Annotated in this window: 18 protein-coding genes; 8 read left to right on the forward strand and 10 right to left on the reverse strand. The window is 58.2% G+C overall.

What is annotated here, in order from left to right; all coding sequences use genetic code 11:
• Positions 1 to 153 precede the first annotated feature (153 nt).
• Positions 154 to 1,728 (forward strand): NADH-quinone oxidoreductase subunit N, encoded by a 1,575-nt coding sequence (locus LW884_02560; GenBank protein ID MCE3007217.1) that lies wholly within the window; start codon positions 154 to 156, stop codon positions 1,726 to 1,728.
• Between the two features lie 159 nt (positions 1,729 to 1,887).
• On the opposite strand, the gene LW884_02565 is transcribed toward LW884_02560, so the two are convergent.
• The gene (locus tag LW884_02565) at positions 1,888 to 2,556 is read right to left on the reverse strand and encodes a hypothetical protein (protein MCE3007218.1); all 669 of its coding nucleotides are present in this window, start codon (positions 2,554 to 2,556) and stop codon (positions 1,888 to 1,890) included.
• 40 nt (positions 2,557 to 2,596) lie between these two features.
• On the opposite strand from LW884_02565, the gene LW884_02570 reads away from it, so the two are divergent.
• Together LW884_02570 and LW884_02575 are read left to right on the forward strand one after the other, a co-directional pair.
• A complete protein-coding gene (locus LW884_02570; GenBank protein ID MCE3007219.1) occupies positions 2,597 to 3,406 on the forward strand; it encodes an SDR family oxidoreductase in 810 nt (269 codons plus the stop codon).
• On the forward strand, positions 3,406 to 4,662 hold the full coding sequence (locus tag LW884_02575; GenBank protein ID MCE3007220.1) for a hypothetical protein: 1,257 nt from the start codon (positions 3,406 to 3,408) through the stop codon (positions 4,660 to 4,662). The genes LW884_02570 and LW884_02575 overlap by 1 nt, the downstream gene beginning before the upstream one ends.
• Here the strand turns inward: LW884_02575 and LW884_02580 are convergent.
• The 3 genes from LW884_02580 to uvrA form a co-directional block, all read right to left on the reverse strand.
• Positions 4,636 to 5,382, reverse strand: a complete 747-nt coding sequence (locus tag LW884_02580; protein ID MCE3007221.1) for a hypothetical protein — start codon at positions 5,380 to 5,382, stop codon at positions 4,636 to 4,638. The two genes, LW884_02575 and LW884_02580, sit on opposite strands and share 27 nt — an antisense overlap.
• 85 nt (positions 5,383 to 5,467) lie before the next feature.
• Complete coding sequence (locus tag LW884_02585) at positions 5,468 to 5,749, reverse strand: hypothetical protein (protein MCE3007222.1); 282 nt, start codon at positions 5,747 to 5,749, stop codon at positions 5,468 to 5,470.
• Between the two features lie 301 nt (positions 5,750 to 6,050).
• Positions 6,051 to 8,819 carry an excinuclease ABC subunit UvrA gene (gene uvrA / locus LW884_02590; protein MCE3007223.1) on the reverse strand — a complete coding sequence of 923 codons (2,769 nt, stop codon included), beginning with the start codon at positions 8,817 to 8,819 and terminating at the stop codon, positions 6,051 to 6,053.
• 286 nt (positions 8,820 to 9,105) lie between these two features.
• On the opposite strand from uvrA, the gene LW884_02595 reads away from it, so the two are divergent.
• From LW884_02595 to prmC, 3 genes are all read left to right on the forward strand, one after another.
• On the forward strand, positions 9,106 to 9,660 hold the full coding sequence (locus LW884_02595) for a sigma-70 family RNA polymerase sigma factor (protein MCE3007224.1): 555 nt from the start codon (positions 9,106 to 9,108) through the stop codon (positions 9,658 to 9,660).
• Between the two features lie 120 nt (positions 9,661 to 9,780).
• Positions 9,781 to 10,464 carry an endonuclease III gene (nth, locus tag LW884_02600; protein ID MCE3007225.1) on the forward strand — a complete coding sequence of 228 codons (684 nt, stop codon included), beginning with the start codon at positions 9,781 to 9,783 and terminating at the stop codon, positions 10,462 to 10,464.
• Positions 10,400 to 11,230 carry a peptide chain release factor N(5)-glutamine methyltransferase gene (gene prmC, locus LW884_02605; protein ID MCE3007226.1) on the forward strand — a complete coding sequence of 277 codons (831 nt, stop codon included), beginning with the start codon at positions 10,400 to 10,402 and terminating at the stop codon, positions 11,228 to 11,230. The genes nth and prmC overlap by 65 nt, the downstream gene beginning before the upstream one ends.
• 153 nt (positions 11,231 to 11,383) lie before the next feature.
• On the opposite strand, the gene mdh is transcribed toward prmC, so the two are convergent.
• Positions 11,384 to 12,319: a malate dehydrogenase gene (mdh, locus tag LW884_02610; GenBank protein MCE3007227.1), complete on the reverse strand. Its 936-nt coding sequence runs from the start codon at positions 12,317 to 12,319 to the stop codon at positions 11,384 to 11,386.
• A 137-nt stretch (positions 12,320 to 12,456) separates the two neighbouring features.
• Here mdh and LW884_02615 point away from each other — a divergent pair, with 137 nt between their 5' ends.
• On the forward strand, positions 12,457 to 13,176 hold the full coding sequence (locus tag LW884_02615) for a hypothetical protein (protein MCE3007228.1): 720 nt from the start codon (positions 12,457 to 12,459) through the stop codon (positions 13,174 to 13,176).
• A gap of 94 nt (positions 13,177 to 13,270) precedes the next feature.
• The gene (locus tag LW884_02620; GenBank protein MCE3007229.1) at positions 13,271 to 13,852 is read left to right on the forward strand and encodes a hypothetical protein; all 582 of its coding nucleotides are present in this window, start codon (positions 13,271 to 13,273) and stop codon (positions 13,850 to 13,852) included.
• Between the two features lie 96 nt (positions 13,853 to 13,948).
• Here the strand turns inward: LW884_02620 and LW884_02625 are convergent, their stop codons facing one another.
• The 5 genes from LW884_02625 to ccoG all read right to left on the reverse strand — a co-directional run bounded on the left by LW884_02625 (position 13,949) and on the right by ccoG (position 17,664).
• Entirely contained in the window at positions 13,949 to 14,314 is a 366-nt protein-coding gene (locus tag LW884_02625) for a DoxX family protein (protein MCE3007230.1), read from the reverse strand.
• A gap of 95 nt (positions 14,315 to 14,409) precedes the next feature.
• Positions 14,410 to 14,985 (reverse strand): Crp/Fnr family transcriptional regulator, encoded by a 576-nt coding sequence (locus LW884_02630; protein MCE3007231.1) that lies wholly within the window; start codon positions 14,983 to 14,985, stop codon positions 14,410 to 14,412.
• Between the two features lie 65 nt (positions 14,986 to 15,050).
• A complete protein-coding gene (locus LW884_02635; GenBank protein ID MCE3007232.1) occupies positions 15,051 to 15,812 on the reverse strand; it encodes a sulfite exporter TauE/SafE family protein in 762 nt (253 codons plus the stop codon).
• Positions 15,809 to 16,255 carry a FixH family protein gene (locus LW884_02640; protein MCE3007233.1) on the reverse strand — a complete coding sequence of 149 codons (447 nt, stop codon included), beginning with the start codon at positions 16,253 to 16,255 and terminating at the stop codon, positions 15,809 to 15,811. Before LW884_02640 ends, LW884_02635 begins: the two co-directional genes overlap by 4 nt.
• Positions 16,256 to 16,275: 20 nt before the next feature.
• Positions 16,276 to 17,664 (reverse strand): cytochrome c oxidase accessory protein CcoG, encoded by a 1,389-nt coding sequence (ccoG, locus tag LW884_02645; protein ID MCE3007234.1) that lies wholly within the window; start codon positions 17,662 to 17,664, stop codon positions 16,276 to 16,278.
• Between the last annotated feature and the right edge of the window lie 82 nt (positions 17,665 to 17,746).

Genomic DNA, 17,746 nt, shown 5'->3' on the forward strand with positions numbered 1-17,746 from the left:
AACAGGAAAACGCATGAACAACTCCCTATTGATCTATCCGGAGCCAAAAGCCTGTACCTACCTGCATCAGGGCTTTGATAGTTGAGCGGAAGCTGCTAATTTCAGCCCGCCAAAAGCCCTATCTTTCGGGCCCATATGTATTTGCTTGATCCTATGAATGCACCGTTCTTCTCCCTACTGCAGGCTGCAAACGCCCCCTTTGGTTCCGAGCATTTTATTGCATCCATCCCCCTGCTAAGCCTGCTGGGTACAGGCCTACTGCTTATGCTGGCCGATGCCTTTGGGCTACGCCGGCTGCTACCCTGGCTGGCAGCTGCCGGCCTGGTAGGCTCTGCGCTGCTGGCCCTCACGGCCGGAGGAGATGCCCATGCGTTCCAGCTCTACTTTGGGGGGATGATCGGCTTTGGGGGCCGTGCAGCCCTGATGCACGTGCTGCTGTGCATTATCAGCCTGCTCACGCTCTTCTTTCTTACCGACTACCTGAAGCGCCGGAACGAGGAAGCCGATAGCGTGTACGCACTCCTGCTCTTCGCCGTGGTGGGGATGGTGATGCTGGCCACCGCAAACGACCTGATCATTGTATTCATCGGCTTGGAGATCATGTCGATCTGCCTCTACATCATGGCCGGGCTCTTCCCCAAGAATGTGCGTAGCAACGAGAGTGGCATGAAGTACTTCTTGCTGGGGGCATTTGCTACCGGCTTCTTTCTCTTTGGCATTACCCTGCTGTACGGCATTACGGGCAGCACGCGGCTAGACCGAATAGGCGAGGTGATCTTTCAGGAGCGCGCCTATACCCTGCTAGCGAACAAGCAGCTGGGCGTAGCCCCCCTGGTGCTGCTCTTTACGGCCATAGGCCTTACCCTGGTAGGCTTCTTGTTCAAGCTGGCCGCCTTCCCCTTCCACAGCTGGACACCGGATGTGTACACCGGGGCTCCCACCCCACTGGCAGGTTTTATGGCTACGGGTGCCAAGTTGGCCACCTTCATGGCCTTTATCTTTTTCCTGATGCAAGTAACGCTTCGGCCCGAGTGGGATGCCGTAAACTACATCAAGCTACAGAATGTGCTGGGCATAGTAGCCCTGGCCAGCATGCTGTATGGAAACCTGGTGGCTGTGCAGCAGCGCAACCTGAAGCGCATGCTGGCCTACAGCTCCATAGCCCACACCGGCTACCTGATGCTGGGCCTGATGGCGGGCCCACAGGGCTATGATGCCGTGGTGTTCTACATGGTTATCTATACGCTAATGACCGTTGGTGCCTTTGGCATCATCAGCATGGTGGAGCGCAAGGATGGCGATGCCGATGTGAGCCGCTGGAGTGGCCTGGGCCTGCGCAAGCCCCTGCTGGGTGTACTCATGAGTGCTTTCCTGTTCTCCATGGCAGGCATTCCGCCACTTGGGGGTTTTATTGCCAAGTACAAGATCTTTGTGGCAGCCATAGGGGCCGACCTGGAGGTAATGGCCATACTGGGCATCCTGGCCTCGGTAGTAGGGGCCTACTACTACCTGCGGGTCATTGTGCTAATGTACTTCAAAGCCAGCCCGGAACGGGGCGAGCAAGGCCTGCTGGCCGACGACGTGCACACGGGTAGCCAGCTGCTGCCCTACCTGGGTGTGCTCACCATGGGCATCCTGCTGCTGGCCGTGGGTGTAATGCCAGGACTGCTGGATAAATATGTACTCGACATATACAGCCACCTGGATCAGGCCATTACCCTGCCCTAGCCTGGTACCTGCCCTAGCATGGCTCTCCCCTGCATGGGTGTACAAGCGGGTCGCGTGTGGGCCTGCTGAACCCGAAACCCAAACTCCTTGATACGGCTCTTTGCCGTATGCCTGAGATGCTGCGTCTTGGACCCGGCAGGTACAGGTAGCGGGGGCCGATTACTCGGGCTGCATATCCGGCTCAAACGGACGCAATTCGTAGCCCATGGGCAGGGCCAGCTGCACGGGCAGGGCATCTATCTGTATAGCCTGCTGGCGCAGCACCAGGTCTTGCCGCAGGTACTTCCACTCCTTCAGCAGGGGGATGGCACCAGCCAGGTCTGTCTCATACCGGGCATCCTCCAGGGGGTTGGCCACCGGGTAGCGCAGTGCTGGGCTATAGGCCACGGTGTACTGCACTGGGCCGCCACCCATCTCGTGCACAAAGGTGCCCCGCCGCTGCCTACAGGCATAGGCCAGCAGCTGCACTGGGGGTAGTTCCTGTTCCCACTTCACCACCGGCTGGCCTGCCAGCCTGAAAAGGGCAACCTTTCTGCGGTACGCTACGCGGCGGGCTGTATCGAGCAGATAAATGGCACCACTATCGGCCAGGTAGAGCAGGGGCCAACTACGGGCCGTATGCACAAAATGCCGGCCGTGGCCCTGGCTATCCAGGCGCACACCCTGCTCGGCAATGGTATAAACCAGGGTATCGGCCATATAGGGATCCAACTGTAGGCCTGTGCTATCCCCCCGCGTAAGGGTGTACCGAATGCGACCGGTAAACGGCTGGGCCACCACCAGGATGGGCAATAGAAGTATTCCGAAGAGACAGATACAAAGGCGCATAAGCGGCTAATATCCGAAATTTCAGTTCTTTTGCAGTTAGATGAAGGATAAAGTTATCGCCATAACGGGTGCAAGCAGCGGCATAGGGCTGGCCTTGGCTCACGCGTTTGCCCGCCGGGGGAATCACCTGAGCCTGTGTGCGCGGCGCGAAGTGGTGCTGGAGGCCGAGGCAGAGAAGCTGCGTGCAGCCTACTCGGTACAGGTGCACACCGCAGCCGTGGATGTAACCGATGCAGCAGCCTGCCAGCAGTTTATCGAGGAAACGGTACATACATACGGCCGGCTGGATGTACTGGTGTGCAATGCCGGCATCAGCATGCGTGCCCAGCTGGCCGACTTGGAGCTGAAGGTGTTGGAACAGGTGATGGACGTAAACTTCTGGGGTGCTGTATACTGCGCAAAGGCTGCCCTGCCCCATCTATTGAAGAGCCGGGGTAGCCTGGTAGGCATCTCGTCAATTGCAGGCTATCGGGGTCTGCCCGAGCGATCAGGCTACTCGGCCAGCAAGTTTGCCCTCAATGGCTTTCTGGAAAGTGTGCGTACCGAGCTGCTGCATACAGGCGTGCATGTGCTTACGGCCTGCCCAGGCTTCACCGCCAGCAACATACGCCGCGTGGCACTCACCGCCAGTGGGGCGGCCCAGGGGGAGAGCCAGCGCGAAGAAGAAAAAATGATGCGCGCTGAAACTGTGGCCGAGCACATCTATCGAGCTACCGACAAGCGCCGACGAGACCTAATCCTCACCCGCCAGGGGAAACTAACGGTATTTATGAATAAGTGGCTGCCGGGCTGGATGGACAAGATGGTCTATCGGCACCTGCAGAAAGAGGCCAACAGCAGCCTGAGCTGATGCGACGCCTGCTGCCACTGTGCGTGCTGCTGCTGCACGCAGGCACGCTGATAGTGGCCCTGTGGCAGCGCAGCTACCTGTGGGAAGACAGCGTGCAGTACCTGACGCTGGCCGAAAACCTGCAGACCCATGGGGTGTATAGCCAAGACTACCTCCCCCCCCTAACAGCCGACACACAGCGCCCGCCGGCCTACGCACTCCTGCTCATTGCCCTGGGGCGCCTACCCTGGCTGATCCTGCTGGTGCAGCACCTGCTGGTGCTGCACACTGCCTGGCTGCTATACGGCGTGCTACGGCGTAGCCACCGGGGGGTGGCACGCCTGGCCGGCTGGGGATACGCACTTATGCCCTACCCTGCCCTGTTTGCCAGCACCCTGCTTACCGAGAGTCTTTTTATCTGGTGTATAGTGGCCAGCTGGCACCTGCTGGCTAGCCGCAGGTGGGGCCTCAGTGGCCTGGCCCTGGGCCTGGCCCTGCTTACTAAAGAGCTAGCCTGGGTACTACTGCCCCTCTGGCTAGGCTACCTGCTAGCACAGCGGGCCAAAGCCCCTGCCTACCTGGAGCTGCTAGGGGCTGTGCTCGTGCTATATGCCCCCTGGTACCTATACTGCGCCCGGCAGCCAGAAACTGGAGGCATAAACCTGGTGTATGGCAAGCTGGGTGGCATGCTGGGCCCCTATACCGATGACCGAGCGCTTGTTTTCCGAACCGACTCGACACTAGTGGCTGCGGGCATACCCCTACAGAAGATTCGCCAGTACGGCCAACAAGCATCTCAGCCGCAAACTCGAATAGCTGAAACTGCCCGGCACTATGCCTGGCAGTATGGGCTTACACATCCCTTGGGGGTTGTTCGCTTCCATTTGCGAAGCATGTACCAAATGGCGACGGGGATAGGCTACGGCACTGCCCTCAGGCTGCTGGAGTGGCCCCCCGCGGCCTGGCTACTAGCGGGCCTGCAGGCCTGCCTGAGCCTGCTACTGGCCCTGGGATCGCTGGGCTTTCTGTACTGGAACCTGCGCAGGTGGCCCAGGTATGGGCCGGCTCAGCCGGGCAGGGCTGCTGCCAGCCATGCCTGGCTGGGGCTACTGGCAGCACTGGTACTGCTGCTGGCCCATGCAGCAGCCTGGGCCGATGGCCGCTACCGGATGCCAGCAGATGCCATGGCCATGGCAGCAGCAGCAGCTGGCCTGGGTAAACTGACCGGGGCGAACAAAACCACCCCCGTATCAAAAGATGTGGAGGCCGATGCCTAGCTCCAGGCGGGGTAGTACCGGATAGGAAGTAGTGGGCTGAACACCCTTGGTAAAACCCTGGTAGGTGCGGCCCGGTAAAAAGAGGGGCGTAAACCGGTAGAGTGCATAAAAAGCCAAGACTCGATAGGTAAAGCGCATATAGGCTGAAAACCGAAACCGCTGAATATCGTCCAGACCAGATATACGCAGCAGGGCATCGCGCCCAATGCGGTTATCCTGCACCTTGTAGAAGCTGCTGAAGGCATACCCAAGGGTAAAGCCAAACTCTACACTGCTTATGTTGCGATAAACCAGCGAGTCGGTAGAGAGTGGCTCTCGGGATAGCAAAAAACCCAGGCCGGCAGATACATCCAGGTAGTTCACACCAATGCGCTCAAACCCGATGCTATCCTGCCGAGACGGGAAGGTCTTGCTAGCTGTAGACGGAAACTCAAGGCGTGTGAGCGAAAATGCCGGGATAACACTAACCCAGTGCCCCGCAGGAGAAAGGATCAGGTTTCGAGCAAAGGAGAAATTGAGCGTACCACTCAGCGCCGTATTGATAGGAACCGTATCCAGCTGCTCAAAGTCGATAAAGAAGGACCGATAAACAGTAATATCTACCTTCTCGTTGGTGCGGATTTTCGTACGCCATTGCTTTACTGCCCGCTCGGTAGTGTCGGGTATCTCATACCGCTGTATATCAGCCGGGGTTACCCCCTGGGCACGGAGTGTGTGCATGCCCGAAATAAGCAGGGCAAGCATGCACAGGCTGCTAGCACAGACAGAGACACCAAGGGCACGGCACATGGCCGCAAAGATGCAATTAATCCCGCTTGAGTGCACGGATCAAATCGTCCTTCAGCTTGTTCAGCTCTTTCAGGTACGAGATCTCCTTGCGCAGGCGAGCGATGTACTCTTCCTGATCTTCACCCTCGTGCACCCTGTCTTCAAATGCATCGTCCGCTTGGCGGTACTCGGCACGGGGCGCATCATCAAAGAAGTAACTGAGCGTTACCCCCAGATGACTGGCGAATGCCTGTAGCAAAGCGGTGTCGATGGACTGTTTCTTGAAAATCTTGTACAGATTTTGCTCTGACATGTTCATCTGGCGAGCCAGCTCCGCTTTGTTGACCCGCTTAAGCTCCACCAGGTCTTTAAGTTTTTTTCCTATTTCCATTTCCAACCCAATCATTGTCTGTCTTTTGTCGAACTACCTTTTTTTCTTCTTTTATGAACTAACGGTTTACGTCCGTACTCCCTTTATTTAGCCTAACTAATTTATTGGTTTACAGAATCTTATGTAATTCTTAGTGGCTGTAAAGCTAGTAAATATTATTCTCTGAAATCAAAAACTATACTCTTTTTGCCTGTTTTTTCAATCAGCATTAGTACCTAATATTATGAAGCTACAGCTTGGATGCCAGAAAGCGTGCAGTTGCGTTCTGCTCCTCATACTGCAATATACCCTCTGGCAGGCCAGCATACAAGCATTGGCCGCCGGCATCTCCGCCCTCCGGGCCCATGTCGATCAGATAATCTGCACACTTCATTATATCCAGCTGGTGCTCGATAACCAGCACGCTGTGGCCCTGGTCTACCAGCCGGTTTAGCACCTCAATCAGTTTTCGTACATCGTGCACATGCAGGCCCGTGGTAGGCTCGTCGAACACGTATAGGGCATGCTTGTGCTCACCACCTGCCAGAAAGCTGGCGAGCTTCAGGCGCTGTGCTTCGCCCCCGCTTAGGCTGCTGGTGCTCTGGCCCATGCGGAGGTAGCCCAGGCCCACATCCAGCAGTAGCTGCAGGCGCTTGGCAATCTTCTCCTCTTCAGCAAAAAACTGTAATGCCTGCTGGATGGTCATTTGCAGCACGTCGTTTATATTCTGGCCCTGGTAGCGGATGCCGAGCACTACGTCTTTGAACCGCCGCCCCTTGCAGGTGTCGCAGGTAAGCTTTACATCGGGCAGAAACTGCATTTCCACCGTTATCACCCCATCGCCCTTACAGGTATCGCAGCGGCCCCCGTCTACGTTAAACGAAAAATGGGCCGGCTTCAGCAGCTGTGCCTTTGCCTCGGGCTGGCTGGCATACAGCTCCCGGATGTAGTCATAGGCACCGGTGTAGGTTACGGCATTGCTGCGCTGGCTTCGGCTCAGGGCATCCTGGCCCACCAGCTCTGTATAGGTGGGTGTGTCCCCCTCTGGCACCAGGGCCGAGCATGCACCGGGTCTATCGGCAGGCAGGTCTAGCTGCTGGCGCAGGGCCGGGTACAGCACCTGCTGCACCAGGGTGCTCTTACCACTGCCGCTTACCCCTGTTACCACCGTGAGCACGCCTGTGGGAAAACTAACGTCCACTTGCTTCAGGTTGTGCTCGGCAGCTCCCTTCAGGTGCAGGTAGCCTTTGGGCTTACGGCGGTGCAGGGGTATGGCTATGCGCTCCTCGCCCGTAAGGTACCGGGCCGTAAGGCTGTGCGTGTCCTTCAGCAGGGCAGCATAGTCTCCCTGAAAGATCAGCTCTCCGCCCAGCTCGCCCGCGTAGGGGCCCATGTCTACCAGATAGTCTGCCCGCTGCATGGCCGCCTCGTCGTGCTCTACCACAATCACCGTGTTGCCCTGGTCTCGCAGGGCGGCCAGCACATTCAGCAGCCGCTCGCCATCGCGGGGATGCAGGCCTATGCTCGGCTCATCCAGGATGTACAGGCTACCCACCAGGCTGCTACCCAGGCTGGTGGCCAGGTTTATACGCTGGGTTTCGCCCCCGCTCAGGGTGCTGGCCTTTCGGCTCAGGCTCAGGTAGCCCACGCCCACCTCACTCAGGTACTTTAGTCGGCTTTTTACCTCGGCCAGGATGCGCTTGGCCACTGCCAGCTGGTGGTCTGTAAGCTGTATGCTGTCGAACACCCTGGCCAGGCTTTCTACCGGCATCTCCAGCAGCTGGGCTATGGTGTAGCCCCCCACCTGCACATACAGGGCCTCGTGGCGCAGGCGGCTGCCCCGGCAGCCGGGGCAGCGGCTATAGCCGCGATAGCGGGCCAGCAGCACCCGGTACTGTACCTTATAGGCCTGCTGCTCCACCGTGGCGAAGAAGTCGTAGATGCCAGCCACTTCCTTATTTCCGTGCCACAGCAGCTCTTGCTGTGCCTGGGTCAGTGCCTGGTAGGGCTTGTGGATTGGGAAGCCATAGCCAGATGCCTGCTGGATAAACTGATCCTGGTACCAGCGCATCTGGTCGCCCCGCCAGGGTGCTATCGCCCCGTCGTACACACTTTTGTGCTTGTTTGGCACCACTAGGTCCTCGTCCAGGCCGATCACCCGGCCAAAGCCCTCGCAGCGGGGGCATGCCCCCTGGGGGGTGTTGTAGTTGAACAGCTGCTCGCTGGGCTGCTCGAATAGCAAGCCGTCTTGCTCAAACAGTTCGCTAAACATGCGCGGCGCTGCCTGGTCCACCTGCACCAGGCAGCGGCCCATCCCCTCGGCCAGGGCTGTACTCAGGCTATCTGCCACCCGGAACTGAAAAGTCTCTTCCAGCTCCTGGGGTATGCGGAATCGGTCAATCAGCAGCAGGGGGTCGGTCTCCCACGCTGGCAGCTCGCCCCCCTCCAGCAGTTGCTGTATCTGCACCGGCTGCTGGCCGTCAAACAGGCGGGTAAAACCCTTCTGCAGGCTTACCTCCAGCTCCTGCACCCAGCTGCGGCCCGCGGCCTTGTACAGGGGGGTAAGAACGTAAATGGGCGTGCCAGGCGGATGGCCAAAGATAAAATCGGAGATAGAGGCAACGCTATCCGACTGTACGGGCAGCCCGGAATGCGGGCTGTAGGTAACGCCCACCCGCGCATACAGCAGCCGCAGATAGTCGTACACCTCGGTAATAGAGCCTACCGTACTGCGCGGATTACCCGTGTGGGTGCGCTGCTCGATGGCAATGGCGGGGCTCAGCCCGTGTATAAAATCCACCTCGGGCTTGGGCAGCCGGCTCAGGAACTGGCGGGCATAGGCACTCAGGCTCTCTACATAGCGGCGGTGGCCCTCGGCATACAGGGTGTCGAATACCAGGCTGCTCTTACCACTGCCGCTCACGCCGGTTACCACCGTCAGCCGGTTTCGGGGTATCTGCACCTCTACATTCCGCAGGTTGTGCATTCGGGCACCTTTAATGTGTATGCAGTCGTCCATGTGAAAAATTCGTGAATTTGCAGGACAAAGGCCCTACGGTTGGTAAAGTTCGTATATTTGAATCAACCCGACGGCCTACCAACGGAATTTTGTATCAGTGGGGAGAAGCGCAGCGGGATTGTTTGTAGATCACAGAACCCTAACAGCACACAGCTTATACGTCAGAATCTCTACGCCCATTACCTGTTATCAGTTGCTAGATGATTTGACCTCTACGGTTACGTACACTTAAACCGTTTTTGCTGTGGAAACATTAAAACTTTGGAAAGAACTTGCTGATCAAGATTTGATTGAAGCCTATCAGAAAGGATATGCACGCGCCCTGGAAGTGCTTATTAACCGCCATCGGGCCAAGTTAATCAGCACCATCCTGCTCATTACAAAAGACCGAGACTTGGCCGAAGACCTCCTGCAAGAGGCGCTGATCAAGATGGTGCGGGTGCTGGACGAAGGCCGATATAATGAGAAAGGGAAGTTTCTGCCCTGGATGCTGCGCGTGGCCCGAAATATTGCCATAGACCACTTTCGCAAAGAGCGGCGACACCAGCAGCAGTACCAGCCCATCCCCCTGCACCTGATGAAGCAGGCCATACCTGGCACCGAGCGGGTGGATCAGCAGATTATGCAGCACGAAGACCAGCAGTACGTGCGCCGCCTGGTGCAGCAGCTGCCCCAAAAGCAGAAAGAGGTGCTCATACTCCGCTACTATAATGACATGAGCTTCAAAGAAATTGCCGAGCTGACACAGGTAAGCATCAACACCGCCCTGGGCCGCATGCGCTATGCCCTGATAAACCTGCGCAAGCTGATGGATGCGCAGCCACAGGCAGCAGCCCGCTAGCACAGGCGGGGAGGGGGCGGCTACCAGTCTCAGCGGGGGGCAGAAGCCTCGTACTGGCTACGCCCCCCGCTTGGCCGCGCTGCGCAACAAGATCAGCCCTTTTTGCGCTATACTTGCAGGATGAGGCGCAAGGAAAAAGCCCTGCAGGTACTGGAGCGGCTGCGGATACAGAACCCCAGCCCCGAAACGGAGCTGCACTACCGCAATGCATATGAGCTGCTGGTGGCCGTGGCGCTGAGTGCCCAGTGTACAGACAAGCGGGTAAACCTGGTAACGCCCGATCTATTCCGGCACTACCCCACCCCACAGGCACTGGCAGCCGCTACGGTAGAAGAAATTTTTGGCCTTATCCGCAGCATCTCCTACCCGAACAACAAGGCCCGGCACCTGAAGGCTATGGCCGAGCTGCTGGTGCAGCAGTATGGCAGCGAAGTGCCGGCAGACCGGGATGAGCTGGTGAAACTGCCCGGCGTGGGCCGAAAGACCGCGAATGTAATCCTGGCCGTGCTGTACCAGCAGGCAGCCATGCCGGTAGACACACATGTGTTCCGGGTGAGCAACCGCCTGGGCCTGGTGAAGGCTACCAATGTGGCACAAGCCGAAAAACAGCTGCTGGCCATAGTGCCCGATGCGCAGATGCACAACGCCCACCACTGGCTGATCCTGCACGGGCGCTACACCTGCAAGGCCCGAAAGCCCAGCTGTAGCCACTGCCCCCTGACCGACCTATGTACCTGGTATGCCCAAAACCACCCTGCTAAGCCTGCGGAAAAGGCTAAACGCCCGGCTGGCCGAGCTATATGAGGCCCGAGAGGCCCAGCGGATGGCAGCGCTGCTGGTAGCACACCGGCTGGGGCTGGCACGCCACCAGCTGATCCTGCTGGCCGACACCGAGCCCACAGATGCCCAGCAGCAGACCCTGGAGGCCGACCTGGAGCGGCTACTGCGGCACGAACCCCTGCAGTATGTGCTGGGCGAAGCCGACTTTATGGGTCTGCGGATACAGGTAGGGCCGGGTGTGCTGATACCGCGGCCCGAAACCGAGGAACTGGTGCAGTGGGTGGCACAGACGGTGGCACCCGATAGTAGCATACTGGATGTGGGCACTGGCTCGGGCTGTATTGCACTAGGGCTAAAGCAGCTGCTGCCACAGGCATATCTGGAGGGCTGGGATGCCAGCGAGCAGGCCCTGGCCTATGCCCGCCAAAATGCCGATGCACTGGGCCTGGCAGTGCACTGGGCCCTACAGGATGTATTTCGGGCCAGGCTGGACAGCTGGCCGGTGGTGGTGAGTAATCCGCCCTACATCCCACCCGAAGAGGCAGCCACCCTACACCCCCATGTGCGAGACTGGGAGCCCCACCAGGCCCTCTTTGCCCCGCAGGGGGACCCCCTGGCCTTCTACACCTATATCCTGCTGCACACACCCGGCGCGGTGTTTCTGGAGTGCCACAGCGGCACCGCCGAGGACCTGGCCCGGTGGGTAGCCCGCCAGGGCATGCCCTACCAGCTGCGAAACGACCTGCAGGGGCGGCCCCGCATGCTCTACCGTCCGGCCCTGGGGGCATAACCGTCTTCCTTCCCCCTATCCGCACACGCACCCACTGGCGCACAGGCACTTAGCAAAAGAGAAGCCCACCCCTGTGCCACAAGACACATAGGTGGGCTTCCTTGTACGGTATCGTGTACGCGCTACGAGGCGGATAGCGCCCCGAGGCGAAAACTAGGCTTTGCTATACAGTACGTCGTTCATCTTGCGCACGGCATCGGCACTCTCGTGCAGCAGCTTCTTCTCCTCAGCAGTCAGGTCCAGCTCCAGCACTTTCTCTATGCCATTCTTGCCCAAGATAACCGGTACACCCACGCATATATCCTTCAGTCCATACTCACCCTCCAGCAGGGCACATACGGGGAATACACGCTTTTGGTCTCGCAGGATAGCCTCTACCATCTGGGCTGCCGCCGTGCCAGGGGCATACCAGGCACTGGTGCCCAGCAGTTTGGTTATCTCACCGCCGCCCACTTTGGTGCGCTCTATTATTTCGTTCAGGCGCTGGGGGCTGATGCCCAGCTCGGTTACGGGTATACCGCTTACAGTGGTGTAGCGGGGCAGCGGCACCATGGTGTCGCCGTGGCCGCCCATCAGCATAGCCTGTATGTCCTTGGGGCTAATGCCCAGCTCCTCGGCCAGGAAGGCGCGGTAGCGGGCCGTATCCAGGATGCCAGCCATACCAAACACCTTGTTCTTGCTCTTTCCGGTAACCTTCAGGGCATGATACGTCATGGTATCCAGCGGATTGGCTACCAGGATGATGATGGCATCGGGGCTATGCTTCACCACATTCTCTACTACCTGGCGCACAATGTCGGCGTTGGTAGCTATCAGGTCATCGCGGCTCATGCCGGGGCTGCGCGGGCGGCCACTGGTTACCACCACGATGTCCGAGTTTGCAGTCAGGCTATAGTCATTGGTGCTGCCCTTCAGCCGGGTGTCGAACAGGCTGATGGGTGCGCACTGAAACAGGTCGAGCGATTTTCCCTCGCTCACGCCTTCTTTTATATCCAGCAGGATTACTTCATTCGCCAGCTCCAGGCGGGCACAGGCATCTGCACAGGTGGCACCTACGGCACCAGAACCCACAACGGTTATTTTACTCATGGTTTTGATGTTAGTACTTGTGGAAAAAAACGAACCCAAAATTAGGAAAACGGATACCCAAAACACAACCTAACTAAATTTTCAGCCTACTTTTGTTCCTATCGGTATCTTTATTCACTTAAGCAAAACCGGAATACATGAGAAAGCTACTCCTAACATTCACTGCTTGCTGCACCCTGATCGCGCTGCAGGGTACCATTAACCACACGCAGGCACAAAGCAAAAAAGAGCTGAAAGCCATAAAAAAGCAGTGGAAGAAAAAAGCCAGCGAGTACAAAAAAAATCCGCTTGCCCTAAAAGCAAAGGAGGAAGCCTGCGACAAGGCCATAGATGACCTGAGCCGCAAAAATGCCGACCTGACCGAGCGCCTGGCACAGGTACAGAAGGATATTGATGCGCTAGAGGCTACCATACGCCGGCAGCGCGGCAGCTTCGATTCGCTGAACTATGAATACCTGAAACTGAAGCGCGAATTTGAGGCAAAAAAATCTCAGGTAGTAACCGATGCCATGCCCGGGGTGGTATACAGGGTGCAGATAGGCGCCTACGAGAAGTTCAACATTGATGGAAAGCTGACCGGTACAGACGAAAATTTCAAGGGTGAGAGCCAGGACAACCTGAATAAATTCCTGGTAGGCAAGTTTCATGACTATAACCTGGCCAAGGCCTTCGGAGCCGACATACAGAAGCTGGGCATACGCGATGCCTTCGTAGTGGCCTATAAGGATGGCGTGCGCCTGCGCAACATTAAGGAAGCGCTGAAGCTACAGGGCATAGACAGTGGTACCGAAACACCCAAAAGCCCCTCGGCAGACAAAAAGACCCCTACCGACCCATTCAGCCGCGCTGACAACTAGGCGCGTAGCCGAGCCCGTACAAAATACTGAAAGCCACAGCCCTGCTGTGGCTTTTCTGTGTGGCGATGTGCCTACTTTTTTGTAAGATCGAGGCATGAAAAGAGAGACGCGGTTTTTGCAGGCATATATGGTATTGTTTGCCATCAGCCTGGCAGCCTGTGGGGTACACATTACGGAGTACGACCTGAAGTACAACCCCTATAAGGAGGCACAGACCCTGGTGTTTGACAAGGCAGGTGCTGGCCCCTACCGGCTGTACGTATTGGGCTGGCGCAAGATGCGCGACCAGAAACCCCGCTCCTTTGGCACCGTGCCCAGCCTGCAGGTGTATGCCAGCACCTTTGAGGATGCCCGCATGAGCCGCCGCGACCCCGCGCCCATGCTGCTGTATATAGAGCGCACCACTATGCAGGCACCCATGCTGCTACAGATACGCCTGGACGACCTGGGCTACAGCGGGCGTGTGAGCCAGCAGAGCAACTGGGACGATAGCCTGACTGTGAAAGCCGGAGAGTACGAGGATGTAGAAGTGGTAGAAAATGAGCTACACCACGAGCCCGATGAACTAACCGCCTATGCAAAAAGAGTATACTGGAGCAAACGCCATGGCCTGATCGCCATAGACATGAGCAATGGGCTGCGCTACGAGCTGAAGCGGATAGAACCCGCGGAGTAGCCCGAAACAGACGGGAGACCCGGCTGGCCACCACCTGGCGCTGCACAGCACTGGGCCACCGATGCAGGAGGCTACAGACAAGCGGTCCCGGCCCGCCTATCCCCGGGCGCGAAAATCCAGCTGGTAAGACAGCAGTAGCAAGGCCAGTGCCGCAGGTGCTACGGCCATATCGGGCAGAATGGGTGCCTGGATAAGCAGGCAGCAAAGGGCCCCGCTGAGATTGAAAAAAAAGCCCGCATAGGCCCACTCCTTCAGTATGCGCTGCCTTGAGAAAACCAGGGCGCATACGCCCAGTAGCTTCCAGCCGGCTAATACATAAAGCAGGTAATAAGGCAACTGTAAAGCCTGGGCAGATAGCACAACAGCCGGGGCTTGCGTAAGCTCGCTAACCGCTGCGCCCATGATGAAAAGGACAAACAGTAGCGTGGGCAGTGAACGGAAACGAAACCTCTGATAGATCATATAATGCGTGAATAAAAACCAGGGCAAAAGTAGGGCCGACCAGTAAGCTGCGCCTTGATATAAATTCAGAAACAGGAACTGATGCTTGACCTGGATCAAGATTGCGCCATCTGCCTGCGTATCCGGCTGAGTGCCTCGGGCGAAACACCCAGATAGCTGGCAATCATGTACAGGGGAAAGCGGCGTAGTACGCCCGGACGTTCCTGTAGCAGATGCCGATAGCGGTCTATGGCTGGCAGGGTAAGCAGCTGGGTATAGCGCTGGATCAGCCAAATAGCCGTCAAGTCTGCCATTTGCTTGCCAAAGCGCAAAAAATTGGTGCTATGGGTATAGAGGTCCTCCAGGTCCCTCCGCTCAATGCTCAGCAGGCGGCAATCTTCTATGGCCTCTATGGCGAGGGCGCTGGGGCTACCTGTGGATAGGCTGTTTATTTCGGTGAAAAAGTGGTTATCCAGAAAGAACTGACCCGTAACCTGTTTGCCGTCCTGCAGCAGGTACACATGGGCAGCCCCCTCTACCATAAAGTGAAAGTGTGCGCATACAGCTCCAGGCTGTAGGATGTGGCTACCCCGCTTCGCCAGATGAAAGTGAAAGTATGGAACAGCCATGGCCCAGTCCTCCTCTGTAATGGGCTGATAGCGGTTAATCTGTGATTTAAGCTGCTGGTACACCCGGTAACTAGACAGTTAGATTTTGCAGTGCCGGGGCATTTTGGGTAGCCTAAATTACCCTTGCCCTAGCGAGGCACAGACTCTCCCCCCGGCCCTACGGCCGAGCGCATGGGGCAGTTTGGGCTGCACTCTATGTAGGGCAGGTCGCTATCCAGGCGCTGCTCAAAGTGTGGACTTAGGTAGGGGATGCCCAGGTTTAGCCCCCGCAGGATGAGGAGCGCCGCCACCAGCACACCTGTGAGGCGGATGCTGTGGCGTGCCCAGCGGAAACGCAGCAGCCGGTGGCCAGCCAGGCTCAGGGCCAGCATCATAGGCACAGTACCCAGGCCAAAGGCAACCATAAAGCCCACGCCCCGCAGCAGACTTCCGCCCTCCAGGGCCCCTGCCAGGGCAGCATACACGAGGCCACAGGGCAGCAGGCCGTTTATTACCCCCAGCATGTACAGGCTGCCTGGGCTGCCACCCGCCCCCAGATAGCGGCCTAACCGCAGGCGCACCCAGCCCGCCATCCGCACCAGCGGGCCACCGCCCGCGCGCTCCATGGCGGGCAGCAGCAGCAGCAGCAGCAGAATAAGCAAACCCGAGAGCAAACTGAGGTAGCGCTGGGCAGGCGTGGCGGCTATGCCATAGCCCAGCAGGCCCATAGCCAGGCCCAGCAGGCTGTAGGTGCTGATCCGGCCCAGGTTGTATAGCAGGCGGCCCAGCAGCATGGACTTAGCCCTACCACTCGGCAGGGCCATGGCCAGGGGGCCACACATGCCGGCGCAGTGCAGGCTACCTACCAGGCCCATGCCCAGAGCTATACTCATAGCCCAGGCGGTACTCATGGCAGGCTCAGGAATTGGGTGTGGAGGTAGGCCTTACCCCCGTCTTGCCACTGCAGGCGGGCTTCCCAGCGGCCAGGCTGCAGGCGGTGCAGGGGCACCACGGCCCGGTGGCTATCCAGGCGTACGATCAGGTCCTGGCTCGGGTCATTGGGCCGCAGTAGGCTCAGCCGGATGTCTGTGGCCCCCTCCTGCGGTATTTCCACCTGTAGGCCACCCGTGCCTGTGCCTGTGCGCAGGCTGGGCTGGCGAGGTAGGGCCAGGGTGTTGCGCCGGGCTTGCAGCTCTTGCTCGTAGTTCAGGCCCTGCTCATAGGCATGGGGCTCGGGGGGCTCAGCCTTCTGTAGCAGGGTGTAGGTCAGAAAACCCATCATCAGCAGCATAAAGGCACCCAGCGAAAGCGCAAGGCCCAGACCCCAGTTCCATCTGCTTTTACCCGTGTGCATGTGCGGTGGAGATTGAATGACTAGTGAATGGGACCGGTGAACTGGATTTTTTCTTCCACAAGCAATTCCTCGCCGCTGTAAACACCAATTTTCACATCCGTATGATAGCCCGTCATCTTTGCGCGGGGCAGGCTCAGGATCAGCAGGCCCGCAACACGGTCTCCAGCCGGCACCAGGCGGTTCTGTGTCATGCCATTCAGCCGCAGCTCGCCCCCGGCGGGGTGCAGCAGCTGGTAGTGGATCACCTTGTCATCGTTGGTCTTGTTCACCAGCTGATACTGAAAGGTGTTGACAAAGCGGCCCCGGTCGTCGCGGCTATAGGTGGTGCCGGGCATACGCGTCAGGATAGACTGTACGTCTGAACGCAGCAGCAGCAGAGTAATGACCACCCCCAGCAGCACGGTGAGCACCACCGCGTACGCCTTCATACGCGGGGTGAAGCGGAAAGGCTTCTTCAGGGCAATCTCGTTCTGGGTGGCATAGCGCACCAGGCCGCGCGGCTTGCCTATCTTGTCCATAATGTCGTCGCAGGCATCTATGCAGGCCGTACAGTTTATGCACTCCAGCTGGGTACCATTCCGGATGTCGATGCCGGTGGGGCACACCTGTACACACTGGTAGCAGTTGATGCAGTCTCCCAGGGTGCGGGTTTCCTCCTTTTTGTATTTGCCCCGCGGCTCGCCCCGGCTGTAGTCATAGGCCACCACCAGGCTGTTGTTATCCAGCAGCACGCCCTGCAGGCGGCCATAGGGGCAGGCCACAATGCACACCTGCTCGCGAAAGCGTGAGAAGACAAAGTAGAAAACGGTGCTGAAAACCAGCATACCCGAAAAGCCTGCCAGATGCTTGGCCGGGCTCTCGGTTACGATCTCGATCAGCGCCTCGCTACCAATCAGATAGGCCAGAAAGGTATTGCCAATCAGGAAGGAAAACAGCCAGAAGAGGCTGTGCTTGGCCACACGCTTGGTTATTTTTTCGCTGTTCCAGGGCTGCTGGGTCAGGCGGCGCTGGGCGGGGGCATCTCCGTCTATCCAGTACTCTATGCGCCTGAATACAAACTCCATGAAGATTGTTTGGGGGCACACCCAGCCGCAGAAGATGCGCCCAAAGGCTACGGTGAAGATAACCAGCCCGACAATGGCCGTGAGGGCAACGAGTGCGAAGAGATAAAAATCCTGTGGCCAGAAGGGCTGACCGAAGAGGACAAACTTGCGCTCCAGAAAGTTGAACAGCAGCAGCGGCTGGCCGCCTATGCGCACGAATGGAGCTGCAAACAGAAAGCCAAGGTACACCCAGCTGAGGACGCGCCTGCGACGAAGGAAACGGCCGGTAAAGAGCTTGGCATAGATCCACTTGCGTTTACCCTTCTCGTCCAGCGTGCCGATGGTATCGCGAAAGCTTTCGTCCATGTCATACCCCAGGGTGCCATCCGGCCGGATGTAGCTGGGCGCTGCTTCCGCACCGGGCACCGACGAGGCGGAACCCGGGGAT

It is taken from the genome of Bacteroidota bacterium (assembly GCA_021300195.1).
Lineage (GTDB): Bacteria > Bacteroidota > Bacteroidia > J057 > JAJTIE01 > JAJTIE01.

Excerpts from the sequence above, each read along its gene's own strand:
- LW884_02560 (MCE3007217.1), top strand. The coding sequence starts at position 154 with ATGAATGCACCGTTCTTCTCCCTACTGCAGGCTGCAAACGCCCCCTTT.
- LW884_02565 (MCE3007218.1), bottom strand. The coding sequence starts at position 2,556 with ATGCGCCTTTGTATCTGTCTCTTCGGAATACTTCTATTGCCCATCCTG.
- LW884_02570 (MCE3007219.1), top strand. The coding sequence starts at position 2,597 with ATGAAGGATAAAGTTATCGCCATAACGGGTGCAAGCAGCGGCATAGGG.
- LW884_02575 (MCE3007220.1), top strand. The coding sequence starts at position 3,406 with ATGCGACGCCTGCTGCCACTGTGCGTGCTGCTGCTGCACGCAGGCACG.
- LW884_02580 (MCE3007221.1), bottom strand. The coding sequence starts at position 5,382 with ATGCACACACTCCGTGCCCAGGGGGTAACCCCGGCTGATATACAGCGG.
- LW884_02585 (MCE3007222.1), bottom strand. The coding sequence starts at position 5,749 with ATGAACATGTCAGAGCAAAATCTGTACAAGATTTTCAAGAAACAGTCC.
- uvrA (MCE3007223.1), bottom strand. The coding sequence starts at position 8,819 with ATGGACGACTGCATACACATTAAAGGTGCCCGAATGCACAACCTGCGG.
- nth (MCE3007225.1), top strand. The coding sequence starts at position 9,781 with ATGAGGCGCAAGGAAAAAGCCCTGCAGGTACTGGAGCGGCTGCGGATA.
- prmC (MCE3007226.1), top strand. The coding sequence starts at position 10,400 with ATGCCCAAAACCACCCTGCTAAGCCTGCGGAAAAGGCTAAACGCCCGG.
- mdh (MCE3007227.1), bottom strand. The coding sequence starts at position 12,319 with ATGAGTAAAATAACCGTTGTGGGTTCTGGTGCCGTAGGTGCCACCTGT.
- LW884_02615 (MCE3007228.1), top strand. The coding sequence starts at position 12,457 with ATGAGAAAGCTACTCCTAACATTCACTGCTTGCTGCACCCTGATCGCG.
- LW884_02620 (MCE3007229.1), top strand. The coding sequence starts at position 13,271 with ATGAAAAGAGAGACGCGGTTTTTGCAGGCATATATGGTATTGTTTGCC.
- LW884_02625 (MCE3007230.1), bottom strand. The coding sequence starts at position 14,314 with ATGATCTATCAGAGGTTTCGTTTCCGTTCACTGCCCACGCTACTGTTT.
- LW884_02635 (MCE3007232.1), bottom strand. The coding sequence starts at position 15,812 with ATGAGTACCGCCTGGGCTATGAGTATAGCTCTGGGCATGGGCCTGGTA.
- LW884_02640 (MCE3007233.1), bottom strand. The coding sequence starts at position 16,255 with ATGCACACGGGTAAAAGCAGATGGAACTGGGGTCTGGGCCTTGCGCTT.
- ccoG (MCE3007234.1), bottom strand. The coding sequence starts at position 17,664 with ATGGACGAAAGCTTTCGCGATACCATCGGCACGCTGGACGAGAAGGGT.